16 protein-coding genes and 2 tRNA genes are annotated in these 17,635 nt (G+C 41.8%); 9 read left to right on the top strand and 9 right to left on the bottom strand.

Annotated features, from left to right (window positions below; all coding sequences use genetic code 11):
* The first annotated feature begins 121 nt into the window (after positions 1 to 121).
* The 5 genes from DTA23_RS27670 to istB all read left to right on the top strand — a co-directional run bounded on the left by DTA23_RS27670 (position 122) and on the right by istB (position 2,470).
* The gene (locus tag DTA23_RS27670) at positions 122 to 748 is read left to right on the top strand and encodes a helix-turn-helix domain-containing protein (RefSeq protein ID WP_218565363.1); all 627 of its coding nucleotides are present in this window, start codon (positions 122 to 124) and stop codon (positions 746 to 748) included.
* Complete coding sequence (locus DTA23_RS27665; RefSeq protein ID WP_218565374.1) at positions 697 to 966, top strand: hypothetical protein; 270 nt, start codon at positions 697 to 699, stop codon at positions 964 to 966. The genes DTA23_RS27670 and DTA23_RS27665 overlap by 52 nt, the downstream gene beginning before the upstream one ends.
* Positions 967 to 974: 8 nt before the next feature.
* Entirely contained in the window at positions 975 to 1,304 is a 330-nt protein-coding gene (locus DTA23_RS27660) for a Mu transposase domain-containing protein (protein ID WP_218565361.1), read from the top strand.
* A gap of 84 nt (positions 1,305 to 1,388) precedes the next feature.
* A complete protein-coding gene (locus tag DTA23_RS27655) occupies positions 1,389 to 1,697 on the top strand; it encodes a hypothetical protein (RefSeq protein ID WP_204991174.1) in 309 nt (102 codons plus the stop codon).
* Between the two features lie 56 nt (positions 1,698 to 1,753).
* Positions 1,754 to 2,470, top strand: a complete 717-nt coding sequence (gene istB, locus DTA23_RS10580) for an IS21-like element helper ATPase IstB (RefSeq protein WP_076350964.1) — start codon at positions 1,754 to 1,756, stop codon at positions 2,468 to 2,470.
* A 211-nt stretch (positions 2,471 to 2,681) separates the two neighbouring features.
* On the opposite strand, the gene DTA23_RS10575 is transcribed toward istB, so the two are convergent.
* The 3 genes from DTA23_RS10575 to DTA23_RS10565 form a co-directional block, all read right to left on the bottom strand.
* Positions 2,682 to 3,350 (bottom strand): phage integrase SAM-like domain and Arm DNA-binding domain-containing protein, encoded by a 669-nt coding sequence (locus DTA23_RS10575; protein WP_112374667.1) that lies wholly within the window; start codon positions 3,348 to 3,350, stop codon positions 2,682 to 2,684.
* Positions 3,351 to 3,622: 272 nt separating this feature from the next.
* A tRNA-Ser gene (locus tag DTA23_RS10570) sits at positions 3,623 to 3,707 on the bottom strand.
* Positions 3,708 to 3,762: 55 nt separating this feature from the next.
* Positions 3,763 to 4,281 carry a YceI family protein gene (locus DTA23_RS10565; protein WP_046676084.1) on the bottom strand — a complete coding sequence of 173 codons (519 nt, stop codon included), beginning with the start codon at positions 4,279 to 4,281 and terminating at the stop codon, positions 3,763 to 3,765.
* 186 nt (positions 4,282 to 4,467) lie between these two features.
* Between DTA23_RS10565 and DTA23_RS10560 the strand changes: the two genes are divergently transcribed.
* Positions 4,468 to 4,541: transfer RNA gene (locus DTA23_RS10560), tRNA-Arg, on the top strand.
* 117 nt (positions 4,542 to 4,658) lie between these two features.
* Here DTA23_RS10560 and DTA23_RS10555 read toward each other — a convergent pair.
* Positions 4,659 to 6,971: a glycoside hydrolase family 3 protein gene (locus DTA23_RS10555; RefSeq protein WP_112374666.1), complete on the bottom strand. Its 2,313-nt coding sequence runs from the start codon at positions 6,969 to 6,971 to the stop codon at positions 4,659 to 4,661.
* A gap of 309 nt (positions 6,972 to 7,280) precedes the next feature.
* Between DTA23_RS10555 and DTA23_RS10550 the strand changes: the two genes are divergently transcribed.
* A complete protein-coding gene (locus DTA23_RS10550) occupies positions 7,281 to 8,030 on the top strand; it encodes an NUDIX hydrolase (RefSeq protein WP_112374665.1) in 750 nt (249 codons plus the stop codon).
* A gap of 141 nt (positions 8,031 to 8,171) precedes the next feature.
* On the opposite strand, the gene DTA23_RS10545 is transcribed toward DTA23_RS10550, so the two are convergent.
* The 5 genes from DTA23_RS10545 to DTA23_RS10525 all read right to left on the bottom strand — a co-directional run bounded on the left by DTA23_RS10545 (position 8,172) and on the right by DTA23_RS10525 (position 14,900).
* Entirely contained in the window at positions 8,172 to 8,537 is a 366-nt protein-coding gene (locus DTA23_RS10545; protein ID WP_070566459.1) for a response regulator, read from the bottom strand.
* A gap of 70 nt (positions 8,538 to 8,607) precedes the next feature.
* Positions 8,608 to 9,438 carry a CheR family methyltransferase gene (locus DTA23_RS10540; protein ID WP_112374664.1) on the bottom strand — a complete coding sequence of 277 codons (831 nt, stop codon included), beginning with the start codon at positions 9,436 to 9,438 and terminating at the stop codon, positions 8,608 to 8,610.
* Positions 9,439 to 9,810 carry a response regulator gene (locus DTA23_RS10535; RefSeq protein ID WP_112374663.1) on the bottom strand — a complete coding sequence of 124 codons (372 nt, stop codon included), beginning with the start codon at positions 9,808 to 9,810 and terminating at the stop codon, positions 9,439 to 9,441. It abuts the gene before it with no gap.
* Positions 9,811 to 9,823: 13 nt separating this feature from the next.
* Positions 9,824 to 13,426: a response regulator gene (locus DTA23_RS10530; protein WP_112374662.1), complete on the bottom strand. Its 3,603-nt coding sequence runs from the start codon at positions 13,424 to 13,426 to the stop codon at positions 9,824 to 9,826.
* A gap of 7 nt (positions 13,427 to 13,433) precedes the next feature.
* Entirely contained in the window at positions 13,434 to 14,900 is a 1,467-nt protein-coding gene (locus DTA23_RS10525; protein WP_112374661.1) for a hybrid sensor histidine kinase/response regulator, read from the bottom strand.
* Positions 14,901 to 15,044: 144 nt separating this feature from the next.
* Between DTA23_RS10525 and DTA23_RS10520 the strand changes: the two genes are divergently transcribed.
* Positions 15,045 to 16,046 carry a ligase-associated DNA damage response exonuclease gene (locus DTA23_RS10520; protein ID WP_112374660.1) on the top strand — a complete coding sequence of 334 codons (1,002 nt, stop codon included), beginning with the start codon at positions 15,045 to 15,047 and terminating at the stop codon, positions 16,044 to 16,046.
* A gap of 3 nt (positions 16,047 to 16,049) precedes the next feature.
* Complete coding sequence (locus DTA23_RS10515; protein ID WP_112374659.1) at positions 16,050 to 17,630, top strand: ATP-dependent DNA ligase; 1,581 nt, start codon at positions 16,050 to 16,052, stop codon at positions 17,628 to 17,630.
* The last annotated feature ends 5 nt before the right edge of the window (positions 17,631 to 17,635 follow it).

Here is a 17,635-nt window from a genome sequence, read left to right as displayed (position 1 = left end):
TTGACCCCCTAAATTCATTATTAGTTCATTGTGCTGGAGCATGCTGACCCCTTTGCGAGTAGTTTTTGTTACTTAGTGATCAAACAATTTTGGATCACTGATGGCTGGAAAACCAAAACAAATGAGTCAGATAAAGCAATTAATTAGATTGTATCAGAGCGGCAGTGGAATAAAAACGATTGCCCGCATTCTTGGAATGAGTAAGAATACAGTTCGGTCTTACCTGAAAAAGATGGCCGATGGCGGGTTCAATACCGAAGAACTGCTTAAGCAAGAGGACCCTTTATTAGAAAAATCTTTTCATTCAGGTAATCCTGCATATAAGGCAGATAAGTTTGAATACCTGAAGAGCCGTCTTGATTATTACGAAAAAGAACTTAAGCGTACCGGGGTCACCAAACAGTTGCTCTGGCAAGAGTATATTGAGAGCGACCCCACTGGTTATAGCTATCCACAGTTCACATATCACTTAAGGCAACAGCTTGTCTCCAGAAAAGGCAGCATGGTGATGGAACACATCGCTGGCGACAAACTGTATATTGACTTTTCTGGAAAGAAACTCCATTATATCGATCGGTCCACAGGTGAACTGATTGCCTGTGAAGTATTTGTTGCCTGTCTTCCTTTCTCAGATTACGCGTTTGCCATCGCCGTACGCTCTCAACAAACTCCCGACTTTCTTTACGCGCTGAGCTGTTGCCTGGAGGCTATGGAGGTGTACCAAAAGCCATTGTTCCCGATAACCTAAAAGCGGCAGTGATCAAAGCAGATAAATATGAACCAGTCCTGAACCAATCCATGGAAGACTTTGCCAACCATTACGGCACAGTTGTAGTCCCGGCCCGTTCAGCTCGTCCTAAGGATAAGTCGCTGGTAGAAAACCAGGTAAAAATGATTTATAGCCGCGTATTGCACCCCTTCGAAACCAGCAGTTCTTCGATATACATGCACTTAATCAAGCTATAAACACCTGTATGGTAAAGCATAACCAGACGCGCATGCAACAAAAACCATATTGCCGAGAAGAGCGTTTCTTAAGTGCAGAAAAGTCTACACTGGATGAGCTTCCAAGTGAGCGATTCGAGTTAAAGTACTACGCAGAACTCAAAGTAGGAAACAATGGCCATATCTACCTGCAGCGCAACAAACACTATTACAGTGTCCCATTTACCTACATCGGAATGAAAGTGAAGCTTATCTATACGCGTACTATGGTATCGATCTATTGTCAAGGAAAACAGATCGCTGTGCATATACGGAGTTATAGGGAAAATGCCTATACCACTGTTGCAGAACACTTATAGTCCGAACATCAGGCCTACAAGAAACGAAGTCATGAGACCTATTTAGCCCGAGCTAGAGAGCACTCACCAGAGTTCCATGAGCTTATGCAAGTTCTTTTTAAGCGAGCCCGCTACCCTGAACAGTTATACCGTACCTGCGACGGTCTATTCAAGTTAAAGCGGGACTTTCCAGTAGAAGAGTTTGATAAAGCATGTAAGTATGTTCTAAAAAACAAGCTTTACACTTACTATTTCTTTAAGAACGTACTTGAAAACGGCATCGCTAACAGCGAAGAAGAACCGTTGGTAAAAGACGCATTGCCAGAACATGCCAATATACGAGGTAGAGCATATTATGCAAGTAGCCAGCCGACACACTTTGATCAACCAAAGGACGGATTGGGTGCGCAATGACCAAGAAATAGCAGAATGAACATAATGAACATAATACATGATATAAATACACTAAAATGAACATTGAAACACAAATGAGAGCGTTACGCCTACACGGTATGGAACGTAACTGGAAAGCTCTGAACGAAACACGCCGGAGCACTGAACTCACTCTTTCTGAAGGGTTAACCCTATTGTTGCAGGCAGAAGCAGATGAAAGGGACGAAAAGCGGTTTGACCGCCTTAAGCAGAATGCGGGGTTCCGCTATCAGGCTTCAATAGAAGAGATAAACATGGTAGCTACCAGAGGGTTGGATAAGGGAATGATCACTGCCCTAGCTACGGGCGAGTACATCAAAAAAGGAGATCCGATACTGATCAGTGGCGCTACAGGCTGCGGGAAGAGTTTTCTAGCCTCTGCCTTAGGTCATCAAGCTTGTGCACAAGGTTATAAGGTACTGTACTTTAATCTGCAAAAGCTACTTCTAAAGACGAAAATGGCTCGTTTGGAAGGTACGCTACATAAGTTAATGGATAAAATATCAAAAACAGACCTTCTTATTATTGACGATTTCGGCCTGGTAAACCTAGACCAGCATCAAAGATTGGACATGATGGAAATAATTGAAGATAGACATGCTAAGGCATCTACAGTGATTGCAAGCCAGCTACCGGTTGCAAGTTGGTATGATGTAATTGGAGAAGATACAATTGCGGATGCAATACTCGATAGGCTAATTCATGGCTCATATAGAATTGAGTTAAAAGGCGAAAGTCTAAGAAAAAAGAAGTAATATTGTCAGGTCATCAGTTGGACTGAAGAAATCCTAAACAGAGGGGTCAGTATGTCCAGCAGAGGGGTCAATATCACCATTATATCCACTTGCCGCTGTGATGGCAATCGTTGTGCTTCTTTTAGGAAAACAAGGAAAGACGCAATAAACAATATAGCACCAACATTAAAGATAATAGTCTTATTGGATTAAGTATCGATCATTAAATACATCAAATGTTATTAACATTCTTACCGGTAAATAATTTAAAAGGATCTTTTGGAATGATGTCTTTAGCGACCGCTCTCAGTACAATCTTTTTAAAATTACTGATATACTTTAATGAAGTATTGTTAGAGCAATTTCGAACTGTCCGCAAATAATGGTTATAATTTTTAACGAATTCGTAGTTTAACGCGGCGAATGGTAAATCATCGACCTTGTACTTAAACCGGATAAACTCTTTAACATGTGAACGTGCTGTTGTATACCTTTCAAGTGTTCCTTCAGAATAATCTCCCCGTTTCACAAGAGCCGCAACCTCTTCGTTATGCTCTTGAAATTCCTCCAGAACCTTATTGCGCTTCTTGTACTTCCCATTGACATAATCGATCAAATCAACAGCACTGACCGGTCTTTCCTGATTCAGTAATTCAGTCCTGAAGCTATTTACTTTCGTGGTCAGTGAGTCAAGGAAAAAGTTTAGTTCCCGTGCGTCTTCTTTGAGGCCAGTAGCCCTTTCGTCCTGCTGGCTCCATCTCCCAGGTACCCATTTTCTTTTGGTGGAAGATTCCTTGGCCACTCCATCTACACTGATCCTGATATAGATCAGTCGTTTTGCTTGTTTTTTGTTTTTCGGACTCTTGAGGAAGAAATTAAGTCCATAACTTTGTTCTAACATAATAAAACTTTTTAATTGTTATAAATGTCGAACCTAGACTTAAAGTAATCAAGACGTTAAAGTAATTTACAAGTTGAAAATCAACCACTTAAACCACATTCTGTGGCACCTTTTTCAAAATGCAAAAAGTGCCACATATGTGCCACAAACTTTTAGAGTGTTTTTGAAGATTTTGCGAATCTCCATAAACAAAAAAAATCTCGCAAATCGTTGATTTTGCGAGATTTAACTTTTTTTTGATGGTTTTTAAAAACTTTAAAAACACCTTTCTGCGGAGAGTGAGGGATTCGAACCCCCGAACCTGTGACAGTTAACGGTTTTCAAGACCGCCGCATTCGACCACTCTGCCAACTCTCCGCGACAAAAGTACGAATTTTCACACTCCCACCAAATTTTATTTTATATATTGCGCTTATTGAGCTTTTATAAACTGAATATCAGCACTAAATTTTACTTCGTCACTTACCATTACCCCTCCTGTTTCCAACGCCGCATTCCAATTAAGGCCAAATTCTGAACGTTTGATTTTGCCTTCTACAATAAATCCAGCTTTCGTATTTCCCCAAGGATCTTTTTGGATACCCGCAAATTCCAAGTCGAAAGACACCGGTCTAGAAACGTCACGAATTGTCAAATTTCCCTTAATTTCATTATTCTCCAAGCTCGTTGCTTCAAATGTAATTGCTGGATATTTCTCTACATCAAAGAAATCTGCACTTTTTAAATGACCATCACGTTGCTCATTACGTGTATTAATCGATGCCGTGTCAATAACAACTTTCGCAAGGGCATTTTTAAAATCTTCGCCCTCGGCGTCAACATCTATTTTAAAACTGTCAAAGTTTCCTTTAACGTTTGTAATCATCATGTGTTTTACTTTGAATTCTATCTCGCTATGTGCAGCGTCTAGTTCCCATTTTCCTTGTGCCATAATTTTATGTTTTTTTCTATTTGTTTAACAACACAAAGTTAACAGCAGTTTTATTCAATTTGTTTGACCTAGATCAATAAAATAATCTTATTGAAAAGCAATCAGTTATTGAAAAACCACAAAAAAAAGTCAGTGATATTTTGGAAATATAACACAAATGTCTACTTTTGCATTACCGAAAACGACGCGCCAATAGCTCAGCTGGATAGAGCATCGGTTTTCTAAACCGACGGTCTCAGGTTCGAATCCTGATTGGCGTACTTAAAAGCTCCTCTGTATGACACAAAGGGGCTTTTTTTATACATCAATCTCAAAATATCCACGATACATACGCAAGCTTGAACCTATCTCCCCTTCTCATTTTTAAATTGCCCCTATTATTTCCTCACAAACGCTCCTACGCGTTTATCTTTAATGACTCCCGACCAGTTTAAACCATAACCAAAATCGTAGGCGTGTCCTGCTTGATCAACATAGACTTCCATGTCAAAAGGCACGTCCTCAGCTTGTTTCTCAACTGTAGCCATGTTTGCGGGCATTTGAACAGGCAATAGACCGGAAGGTTCGTACTTTCCAAACATAACATCCAATACAGCCTGTGTTGATACACCAAAATTTAGGATAATACCTGATACCTCCTTTTCAAACTCGGCAAATACCATGGGCTTGTTTGCTGTCACAGACACCAAAATAGGTTTCCCCTTCATCATATCCTTCGTATCCAATATCGTTTGAAGATCCATCACATTCGCAGCAGTCACCACTTTATTCTTATAAGACCTATTCTTAATCGATGGATCGATTATAGGATCACCTGCGGCAATACTCTCCGTTCTTGCATCTGAGGCTGTATAAGTGCCATACTGCAAGGAAATCGGAACATAGCCATTTCCACCATTCTTGCGATCTCTTTCGCTATATCCACCTTCGGAACTGATCGGGCTCTGTACAAAAACGACTGCAAGGTCAGCTTCACTAGGGTTATCGGTTAAATCTGCATATTTCCGCAAGAGATCAATATTGACAGGGTATTCCAATCGTGCCGGTGTATAGTTTCCCCACCAATCTTTCATTGCTGCACTATACATCTTCGGAACATAAACTTTCTTCCGTCCACGAATAGGCAATTGCTGATCACTATTCTTTAGTAAAACAACTGACTTCACCTGTGCCTCGTAGCCCTCCTTCATATAGAGCGGATTTCCAACGGTAGCTTGGCTCTGCTTGACATCCAAATAGGGATTTTCAAATAGTCCTACTCGGAAAATATTCAACAGAAGCCTTCTGGCAGAAGCCTCGAACCGTTGCCGCATAAAATTCTGTCCGTGCTCTTTCACGCCCAATTCATAAGCGGCCAATACAGGAGCCTTATCGTTATTGCCACCAAATTGATCTACGCCTGCCATTAATGCCTTATAATGGCGCTCGGCCACCGACAACTGTTCTACCCCCCAGGGTTTGCCTGCAAATCCATCAGGCTTAGGTGCTTCATCCCCCGTAATCAACCAGTCCGAACAGATCACACCATCGTAACCGTAAGTACCACGCAGCAAGTCTGTAAGCAAATATTTGCTATAACCATTTCCCACATTTTCACCATTTTTCTTGTCCTGACCAAAAGAAATCGTATAATAAGGCATAACTGCGGCAGCCTTGCTCGTCTTTCCAGCCAATTGGAAAGCTCCATTGACAAATGGCATAATATGTTGCTTCAGGTTATCCCCTGGATATACCGCAAATTTTCCAATAGCCCAATGGCCGTCCCGACCACCTTCCTCTGGCCCACCACTGGGCCAATGTTTCACCATAGCGTTGACACTCTTATAGCCCCAGCCTAAGGCAATTTCGTCTTTTCCACTCGATGTCTGAAAACCATCGATATAAGCTCTAGCCATTGCTGTTGTCAACTCGGGACTCTCTCCAAAAGTCATACCGATACGATACCAACGCGGTTCGGTACCCAAATCTATCTGTGGTGATAATGCCGTCGTGATGCCTAAGGATCGATATTCCGAAGCCGCTACTTGCCCAAAACGTTTGACGATAGCTGGATCGAATGTCGCCGCCATCGCAAGCCCATCCGGCCACATTGAAATTTGCCCCCCTGCCCCAGCGTTGAACTCTGCACTGACAACAGCATTATGACGTGGGTCGGAACTATTATTCGCCGGAATCCCCCATCCCAAGCCTTCCACAAAATCTTGCAACTCATTATTCCAGCGGGCAGCGGTCTCCGGATCTTTTACTGCTGTCAACAGGACATGCCTCAGCCCATCTTTCTCCAGAAACTCACGCTGCTGATCGGTCAGAGCCCAAGGTGAAACTAGACCTTCCTGATAGTTTTTTCCTTGATAAGTGCCTCCCATAAATCCAAAGGCCGGTGCCGGTAAAGCTTGATGCCTGCTATACAACATAAGCCCAGCAATCTGATCAACAGACAATTTTGAGGCGAGATCCTTGGCTCGCTCCTCTGCTGTCAAACGCCAGTCTTCATAACGGTCTAATTTTCCATTTCGATTGAGATCCTTAAATTTATTTCCAGCAATACTTAGGATCTTCACGCCCGAAGTTGTTGAATACCCCAAAACAGGGCCATACTGATTCTCAATCTTTTGATAAACTTGGCCTTGTGCTGAAAAAGTTAAAAATAGACTGAAAGATGAAGCGAATAGTAGGTTTCTTACATTCATAAAATCTGTTCGTTTAATACATGAGTTCGTAGTCAAACATTCGCCTGAAGGCTAATAAAACATTTGGCTTAACACTTTATAATCAGTTATTTACATTGCTTCATAATGAAGCAATACAAGTGTACAATCTTTTTGTTCAATTACAAAATAAAATCAACAAAATAACACAAACAACTAATTACCAGTAAATTGATTTATCAAAAAAGCACCTTATGTAATTTTTGCATAAGGAATTGTTCGAGTTTTATCCGGCAACTTACCTCCCATTGCGATATTTTTTTGTAATATTAACCCAAAGACAGCAGTTATATGGATTTCAGAACACAGCTAATTAACGCATCAGCAGAGAGCTATGAAAAATTTCTACCTCACATTTCTGTGGATACCGTCGTCTTTGGCTTCGACCAAGGTTCTTTGAGAATCCTTTTGCTAAAAATGAATTATAATAAAGAATGGTTTCTGCCTGGTGGCTATGTAGGAAAAGAGGAAGATACGGACGAGGCGGTCAAACGCGTACTTTATGAACGCTCAGGTGTGAAGGATATATTCTTGGAAGAATTTGCGGTATTTGGATGCCCACAGCGCAGCCAGCAATCCTTTGCAGATTACCCAGACACATTGTGGAACAAACAGCGATTTATTTCAATTGGTTATTACGCGCTGGTAAACTACAAACACGTAATTCCTCAACCTGATTCCTTAAGTGAGACTTGTCAGTGGATCGACTTTAGGGACATCACTGAGCTCAATATCACCATGGATCATCGCAAAATCATCAACAAGGCTCTCCGGACTCTTCGCGAGCGGCTTTCTTATAAACCAATAGGATACAATTTGCTACCAGACAAGTTTACGCTGACCGACCTGCAAGGACTCTATGAAACAGTGCTTGGTAAGAAACTTAATCGTGGCAATTTTTATCGTAAAATGAAAAATATGGGTATCCTCCAAAAACTTGACGAACAGCGGAAAGGCGGAGCCCATAAAGCTCCTGATCTCTATAAATTCAACGTGGAGACCTATAACACTATTTTACAGGAAGGTCTAAATACCTGGTAGTCAGATCACCGATACATTTTCACCAAATACATAATAGATCAAAAGCTAATTGATGCTGGAATAGACCAGCATACTTCCATCGACTAAACTAACCTGCGAGAACCGGAGATTTGCAGCCTTTAAGTCTAACCTTAAATTGATCTATACAATATATTTATTGACAATATTTTCCAAATCTTCCAAATCAAAAGGTTTAGATAGAAAATCATCCGCTCCGGCACGATCTGCCAGGGATTGAATATCGTTATTTGCCGACACGTAAATTACGGGAATATGGCTAAAACGCTGATCTGATTTAAGCAATCTGGTTGCTTCAACCCCACCGATGTTTGGAATCCAGTTATCCATTAAAACAAGATCGGGCTCTGCAGATTCCACCTTTTGGATAATATCATGTGAAGTTTCCGAAACTTCAACGTGAAACCCCAAATCTGTCAAAACAACCGTTATAACCTCCAAAATAATGGTATCGTCCTCAAATATCAACACCGTTTTTGTTTTACTCATAGAAAATAGTATATATATACCGTCATTGTTTTACATGAGGCACAAAAGATTCATGCCTGCCTGCAATCCCCTATAAGGTATAAAGTTTTTTCCAAATTTTTTGATCCCCTACAGCTGTAAAGTTATGCTGAATACCTGAAAATCGTATGGTTTCTTTACTACCTAATGCCAAATATCCTAAATTTTCTAGACTCGCGTCAAATAATTTAAAAACACGCTCCTGCAAATCTTTATTAAAATAGATCAAAACATTCCGACAAAGGATTAATTGAAAGCTATTAAATGATGTGTCTGATACCAGATTATGGGTAGATAAAATCATTTTTTGCTTAAGATCGGCATCGAATTTTGCCCATTCATAATTTGCTGTGTAATATTTCGAAAAGTCCTGTTTTCCTCCAGATTCTATATAATTTTCGGAAAAAGATTTTATCTGGCTCAATGGATATACACCATTTCGGGCAATATCGAGTACCCGAGGATTAATATCCGTTGCATAGATCAATGACTTGTGATACAGATTAGCCTCTTTTAGCAAAATGGACATCGAATAAGCTTCCTCTCCTGTGGAGCATCCTGCAATCCATACACGGATCAATGGATATGTCCCCAATTGAGGGAGAATTTCCTCCCGCAGTTGACGAAAGAATAAGGGATCTCGAAACATCTCGGTCAAGTTAACAGTAATCTCTTCAACAAAATGCTGCAAAAATGCCGGGTTGTCTTTTAATACAAAACGAAGTTCAGCAAAACTTGCCAAACGGTCATTCGTCATAAGCCGATTAATCCTCCGCTTCATTGATGCACGGCTATACTGCAAAAAATCATACCCGTAGTCGCGATAGATATCTTCAAGCAAAATATCTATTTCATGGTCTTTTATGATACTATAGCCCAACATTTAGATTAACCGTTCAATTTCACCTATCAATTTATCGACATCAATCGGCTTCGAGACATACGACTGGGCTCCAGCTTCCAAGCATTTCTCCCGGTCTCCACTCATCGCTTGCGCTGTCACGGCAATAACTGGAATTTTGCCCAGCAAACTCGAATTGCGGATCAGCTGAATCGCCTCATAGCCATCGATTTCTGGCATCATCATATCCATCAATATCAGCGCTACACCTTTATTCGTCTCCAAGATCTCGATAGCCTCGCTCGCACTCGTGCTGCTCAATACTTGATATCCCTTCGCTTTCAACGTCAAACGCAATGCAAAAATATTGCGTTGATCGTCGTCCACAATTAATATTACCTTATTCTGATCCATATATCAGTTGTCCTCAATTTTCATATAACCACACACGCAATAAAGACAAGAGCTGATCGATATCTACCGGCTTCGAGATATAATCCGAAGCTCCTGCCTGAATACATTTTTCTCGGTCGCCGATCATCGACTTCGCCGTAACAGCGATGATTGGTAATCTTGCATAATCAACATGTTGCCTGATATTCCTAATAGTCTCATAGCCATCCATCTCTGGCATCATCATATCCATCAATACAATATCAATAGGTTCTCCTGATGTCAATACTTCCAACGCTTCTTTACCGTCCATTGCAGGAATTACTTTCACTTGAAATTTCTCCAATGCTTTGGTTATTGAAAAGATGTTCCTGACGTCATCGTCAGCAACAAGGACCTTCTTGCCCTTCAATACATCGGTCAAAGCTCCAAGCCCATTGTTCTTCCTTCTGGCGTCGTCTGAATTATTAACCTCAATCAAATGAAGAAACAAGCCGACCTCATCTAGAATCCGTTGATAAGAATGGGCCGTCTTTACAACAACGGAGTCTGCGTATTTCTTAATTTTCAACTCTTCAGCCTTGGACAGGTTCTTGCCTGTAAAGATAATGATCGGCAGGTTCTCTAATCCCTCATGTTGTTTGATTGCTTCTAACGTATGGTAGCCCATTTCATCAGGAACCCCCATGTCCAGAATCACACAGTCCACATCTGCCGTGCGTAAAGCAGTAATACTTTCCTCTACATTATCTTTTACTTCAAGTGATATATTAAAACTACTTAAGAAATAAGACAGTGCACTGGCATGCTTTGGATTTTCTTCAACAATAAGTACCTTCTTCGGTGAACGGCTTAAGGCAGATTCAATTTTTTGGAATACCGAAGTCATTTGCTCCAACGCAACAGGCTTATTAATAAAGTCGATTGCTCCTTTTAATAAACTTTCTTTCTTCACCTCAAGCGAAGACATGATATGAACCGGAATGTGCCGCGTAGCCTTATTGCCCTTCAATTGATCCATGACAGCCCATCCGTCCATGATTGGCAATTGAATATCGAGCAGAATAGCAGCTGGATGATACTTCTGTGCTGCAGGGAGTGCATGATCACCACGAACAACAACTACACCTTTATAGTTTTGTGTATGTGTATATTTCAAGAGTGCCTTGGCAAAATTAACATCATCCTCCACAATCAAAATCACCTTGTCTCCCTCTGCAACCGTATCTCGATCATCTGGAATCTCCTCGGGGATCCTAATTGTGACCGGATTATAGGTATCTTCTTTAACAATCTCAATCACCTCTTCTACTTCCGAAGATATCTCCTCAACCAATTGCTGCTCCTTGGTCAATATCTCTTTGACTTCAACTTTGGACTTCGGAATAATGAACAAAAAGGTACTACCTTTACCCACTTCGCTTTCCAATCTGATCTCTCCACCAAGCAAACGTGCAATCTCCCGGCTAATAGAAAGTCCTAGGCCAGTACCGCCAAACTTCCGCCTCGTCGAGCCATCAGCTTGTTGGAAGGCTTCAAAAATAATTTTCTGCTTTTCAAGTGGTATACCAATACCCGAATCGACAACAGCGAATACCAATCGATCGTGATCACTTGGATCTTCATAGATTTCCAGACGTACTTCGCCTTCTTTGGTAAATTTAATCGCATTTGAAATCAAATTACGGAGTACCTGATCGATGCGAAGCCGATCTCCCTCAAAGCGAGGTGCGATCTTAGCACTGACAGTCGTCTTAAAAGCCAACCCCTTCTCCTTTACAATGGGTAAAAACAGGCTATTCAAATCGGACAAAATATCATGCAGATCCAACGACGCATAATCTAAGGTCATTTTACCGGACTCAATTTTCGATAGGTCCAAAATCTCATCGATCAAGGTTAACAAACTCGTCCCTGAACTTTGAATGACTTTAGCTGATTCAATCTGATCTGAATTTAAGTTTTCCTCTACATTCTCCGATAGCAAACGCGATAGCAGTAATATCGAGTTGAGCGGTGTACGGAGTTCATGGGACATATTAGCCAAAAATTCGGATTTATATTTAGTACTCAACGCCAACTCTTCGGCTTTCTGTTGAATTTCCTGATTCCGTTCGGCAATCATTAAGTTCTTATCTTCAAGCAATCGCGAGCGTTCCTCTAATTCTTGATTGGATTGCATCAGTTCCTCATGTTGTACTTTAAGCTCTTCCTCTGAAGACTGCAAACGCAATGTTTGCGCCTCCAATTCAGTATTTAAACTTTCAAGCTCGGCATGTTGTGTTAATAGCTCTTCAGACTGTACCTGTGTTTCCTCCAGCAATGTCTGGATTTTTGCCCTTCCTTTTGCTGAAACTAGTGCAATCCCAATCTGTCGGGCACATTCATTCAAAAATGTCTGTTCTACCGTAGTAAAACTATCCATCTGACCAACTTCCAATACGCCCAGCACGTGGTCATCAACCAGCATCGGTAAGAAAACAATATGCTGCATATGGATCTTTCCATTGGCAAAACTAACCACGTAATCCGTTGCATTCAGATTATGAAGTGTCTTAGATTCCCGGTCAACAAATACCTGCCCAATATAGCCTTCTCCCGGCAAAAAATATCGCTGTGTCTGCATATCCAAACCATATGCTCCTGAAAGTTCCAACTTGTCATCGTTAAAAATATAGATCGCGCCACTGATAGCACCGGTATAATCCACAAGACTTTTGATGGAATCTGCAGCAATTGTTTGCTCACTCTTATTTCCCATCAATCCAGTGTAAAGTTTGGCATAGCCCGCATGAAGCCAATCATTATCTGTTAGCTGTTCAAATGATTTTTTCAACGCCTTCGACATCCTATTGACGGCTTTCGCAATTTCACCGAGATCATCGTCTCCGACCTCCTCTGCCCTGACATCATAATCCCCCAATGCGATTCGATTGGTAATCTTCTGAACCAAATTTAAGCGCCTAGAAATACCTTCATCCTTCTCACGTAATGATTTCTCGAGTGCTGCACGCTTCAAGAAGTCGGCACGTAACCTAAAATAAAAATAGCTGGTAATAATAAGAGAAAGTAAGGCACTGATAACAATAAACAAGGTTGTGATAAACGAAGAATTATCCAAATTAGCCGATTTCCTATCGATATTATCGTCCTCATACTGATTAATAACCTTGATAATTGCACGGCACTTATCCATAGCCATTTTACTCTCATCCAATTGTGCTAAGCCGAAAACGCCGCCCCTTCTCTTCGTTGCAACTGATTCCTTTAAAATGTCGAGCCGCCATTTTGCTGCAATTACAAGACTGTCTACTCGAACCTTCTGCACCGGATCCTGCTTGGTGAGGGCTTCTATCTCCTGCAATTCTTTGGGCAAACTTTCCAAGGCATTATTAAAAGGCTCTAAATAGCTTTCTTTACCAGTCAGAAGAAAGCCCCGGTTTCCAGTTTCAGCACCTTGTAACGAAGCTAGTAAACTAGTTGAAGTGCTGATTATTTTTCTTGTTACCGCAAGCTCCTGGCGATGCCTATTTTGCTCCTGTATACCAATGTATGATGCAGTAGAACTAATAAGCAGCACGACTAATGAAAAACCGATCCCCCACGTTAGATTATTGAGTGTCTTACTATTTGGCATTCTTAAATTAATTTAAGGGTAAGGTAAAATAGAAGGTTGCACCACGCTCGCCCGAACTCTCTACACCAATCGTTCCCTGATGGCTTCGTATAATTTCGGCGCAGATGTAAAGGCCTATCCCGAGCCCTTGAAAGTCAAATGATGTTTCTTCCACACGATAAAATTTCTCAAAAACATCAGCTTGCTTTTCCACGGGTATCCCAATGCCGAAGTCGATTACACTGATCTTCACAGCATCGTCGACAACCGTACAATCTACAATGACTTTTTCCGTGCCCGCCGCATATTTGTATGCATTCGTCAAGAAATTAACCAATACCTGCTCCAGACGGATCTCATCACCGTATATTTGTACCGCTGTGATATCACCGGTTCGAATAAGCTTCATGCTGCTTTGGTCATGCGTCTGAACAATGGAATCAACCGCACTTTTTACCATATGCTCAAGTGAGAATACTTTTTTATTAATAAGCAACTTCCCATTGTCAATTTTTGATAGATCCAAAAGATCCGATATAAGGCTGTTGAGTTTATCTATTTGTCCTTGCACCCGATGAACATACCTTGCTTCAGCACTTTCCTCTTCCAGTTTCAACTTGCGGTCAAGCAATTGCATATAGGCCTTTATACTTGTCAACGGTGTTTTCAACTCATGACTGGCAATACTCAGAAACTCATCTTTCTCTTTTTCCGCCCGCTTTTGTGCGTCAATATCGGTGAAAGTTCCTATCCAGTTGCTTTCACTATTTTGCAAGATTGGCCACACCCGCAACAATTGGTATGAATACTCTCCACAATGGGTCTTTTTCAAACGGACTTCCATCTCCAAAGGTTCACCTGACTGAAGGCTACCGTGAAGCGCGGCAGCGATAGGCCGGTCACCAGGGTAAGTCTGCGGAAAAATAGTGGCATCATCAGAAAATTCAAACCAACGGCCATTGACAAAATCAATATTACCGCTCTTGTCACAAGTAAATGCAATTTGAGGAAGCGACTCCAAAAGCGTATGTAAATAGTCCAATTTAGACCGAAGCTCCTGCTGCGCCTGCTTTCGTCGTTCCACTTCAAGCTCCAAGGTCTGCTGAACATATTTCAATGCCTGCGTCTGCTCATAAAGGCGATAAAACGTCTTGACTTTCAGCATTAGAATATCCGGATCAACAGGTTTGGTGACATAATCCAAACCACCGGAATCATAGCCTTTCGTAATAAATTTTTTATCTGTATTGACCGCAGACAAAAATATGATCGGTGTTTCCTTTGTCTTACTAAAACCGGCGATATTCTCGGCGACTTCAAAGCCGTCCATATCCGGCATTTGAACATCCAATATGATTAATGCATAATTATTTTTTAGGATCTTTTTTAAAGCTTCTTCCCCAGAATGAGCGGTATCAACTTTAAAATTCTTGGATTCCAGCAATTTTTGTAAAGAATAAATATTATCCGGATTATCATCGACAATTAATATCATAGTGTATTAAAACTTAGCATCAAGATTAACAAATCTAAAAAAATTAACTGAATACCCCCAACATTAATACGCAAAGACAACAGTAAATTGAAAAGACAGCAAATAAGTAAAACTTTAGCCCACGAAACCCTGTTTTAATGAATAATGATAAGTTTTACATCAAAAGGTATTTACTGTGTTCCGGGCAAGTTTTATCTTGATCCATGGCAACCAGTTGATTTGGCAGTCATCTCCCATGGTCACGCAGATCATGCCCATTGGGGAATGAAGAAATACTTATGCCACCATTTTACGGTCAATATCCTACGAAGTCGCATAGGTCCAGACATTCAGGTTCAAGGTCTTAGCTACAACGAAGCGGTATACATCAATGGAGTCAGGGTCTCCTTACATCCAGCTGGCCATATCATTGGCTCTGCACAGATACGCCTGGAACATAAAGGTAAAGTTGTCGTCTTTACGGGCGATTACAAGATTCAGGACGATGGTTTATCTTCGCCGTTCGAACCCATAAAGTGCCATGAACTTATTACAGAAAGTACATTCGGCCTCCCTATTTACCGTTGGGATTCCGTAGAAGCGCAAAATGAAAGCCTACAGACATGGATTAAAACCAATCAGAGCAACAACAAAACCTCTGTGTTTATCGGTTATTCCCTTGGAAAATCGCAGCGCATTCTCAACGCTGTTCATGAGATGGGGCCCGTATACGTTCATTACAGCATTGCCAAGCTGAACGAAGCCTATAGTCAGGCAGGTATAAAATTGCCAAATTACCGCATCGCCGATTTAAAATCGGAGCTCAAACAGCTTGACAATCAAATTGTGCTGCTACCGCCTGCTCTGCTAGACAGCCAGCTTCTACAGAAAATACCGCATGTTGCCCATGCGATCTGCTCCGGATGGATGCAAATCCGTGGGGCACGGCGATGGCGCAGCGCTGATGCCGGCTTTGCGATCAGCGATCATGCCGACTGGCAGGGCTTATTGCAGGCGGTACGTGGTAGCGCTGCCGAAAAAGTATATGTCACACACGGACAGACAGCAACATTTGCCAAATATCTGAATGAAATCGGTATTGAGGCCGAAGAAGTTAAAACGCAATACGGAGATGAAGAGGACCCTCAAAGCCAAACCACAGAATAGCCTATGAAAGAATTTGCTACATTGATCCATGCGCTTGACAGCAGCAATAAGACCAATTCGAAAAAAGAAGCTATTTTAACTTTTTTCAATCAGGCTTCCGAAAAAGACAAACTTTGGTTTCTTGCCCTGATGACCGGCAAAAGACCAAAACGAAGCATCGCGATCAAGGATCTTAAAACATGGGCCTTAGAAATCACCGGAATCCCCGAATGGTTATTTATAGAATCGTATGCTGCCGTAGGCGATCTGGCCGAGACCTTATCGTTGCTGCTCCCACCACCATCACAGCAGATCGAAAAAAGCCTGAGTGAATGGATGGACGAGATCATTGCCATCCGGGATGACAGTATAGCCCAAAAAAAGGCTTTTGTCCTTCATTCCTGGAATGCACTAAATACCGTAGAGCGTTTCATTTTCAATAAACTGCTCGGCGGCAGCTTTAGACTGGGAGTTTCCGATAAGGGATTAATCAATACAATCGCGCAGTATACCAACACTGAAGCAAGCGCTGTAGCGCATAGTATCATGGGCGAATGGAATCCGCATGCGGTAGAATTCGACAAACTCGTCAATGGCGCTTACAGCGATACCAACCGCTCCAAACCTTATCCATTCTGCCTTGCTTATCCTTTAGAAAAGGCCCCCGAAGACCTAGGCTCTCTCAACGAATGGCAGGCAGAATACAAATGGGACGGTATACGTGGCCAGCTCATCAAGCGCGAAGATGAAATACATATCTGGTCTCGCGGCGAGGAACTCGTGACAGCGCAGTTCCCTGAAATTACCGAGGCCCTCCATCAGTGGAAAGGAAATTTTGTGCTTGATGGCGAAATCCTAGCTGTCAGAGACGGCCGTGTCCTCAACTTTTCCGAACTGCAAAAACGAATCAACCGAAAGAACATTCCAAAGTCACTGCGTGAAGAAGTACCTATTTCAGTCTACCTTTATGATATTGTCGAACTGGATGGCATCGATCTGCGCAATAAGCCTCTCACGTCCAGACGTACGTTGCTCGAACAGTGCTATGCTGCAAATCCTCCAGGTGCTTTAGAGCTGTCACCTTTGATACATGCAGCAGATTGGCCCGCGCTACAAGACATTCAGGCAAACTCGCGCGAGGTCAACAGCGAAGGACTTATGCTCAAGAAAAAGGACTCCGCTTATCACGCCGGCCGCAAAAAAGGCGACTGGTGGAAATGGAAGGTAAACCCCATGAGCATAGACGCTGTCCTCATTTATGCACAGAAAGGAAGTGGCCGCCGAAGTGCCCATTATACCGATTATACTTTTGCCGTAAAGGATGACGATCAGCTTGTAACGATCGCAAAAGCCTATTCAGGTCTTACAGACAAGGAAATTCTAGAAGTTAGCCGCTTTGTGAAACAAAATTCTTTAGAGAAATTCGGCCCCGTAAGAACCGTTAAACCTGAACTAGTTTTTGAAATTGCCTTTGAAGGCATTGGATACAGCAAACGTCATAAATCGGGTGTCGCGCTACGTTTTCCGAGGATATTACGCTGGCGAAAAGACAAGACCGCCGCAGAGATCGATAGTCTTGAAGATATTAAAAAGTTGATACAATAAGGCAT

It is taken from the genome of Sphingobacterium multivorum (assembly GCF_900457465.1).
GTDB classification, from domain to species: Bacteria; Bacteroidota; Bacteroidia; order Sphingobacteriales; family Sphingobacteriaceae; genus Sphingobacterium; species Sphingobacterium multivorum.
This window is presented reverse-complemented; position numbering and strand designations above follow the sequence as displayed.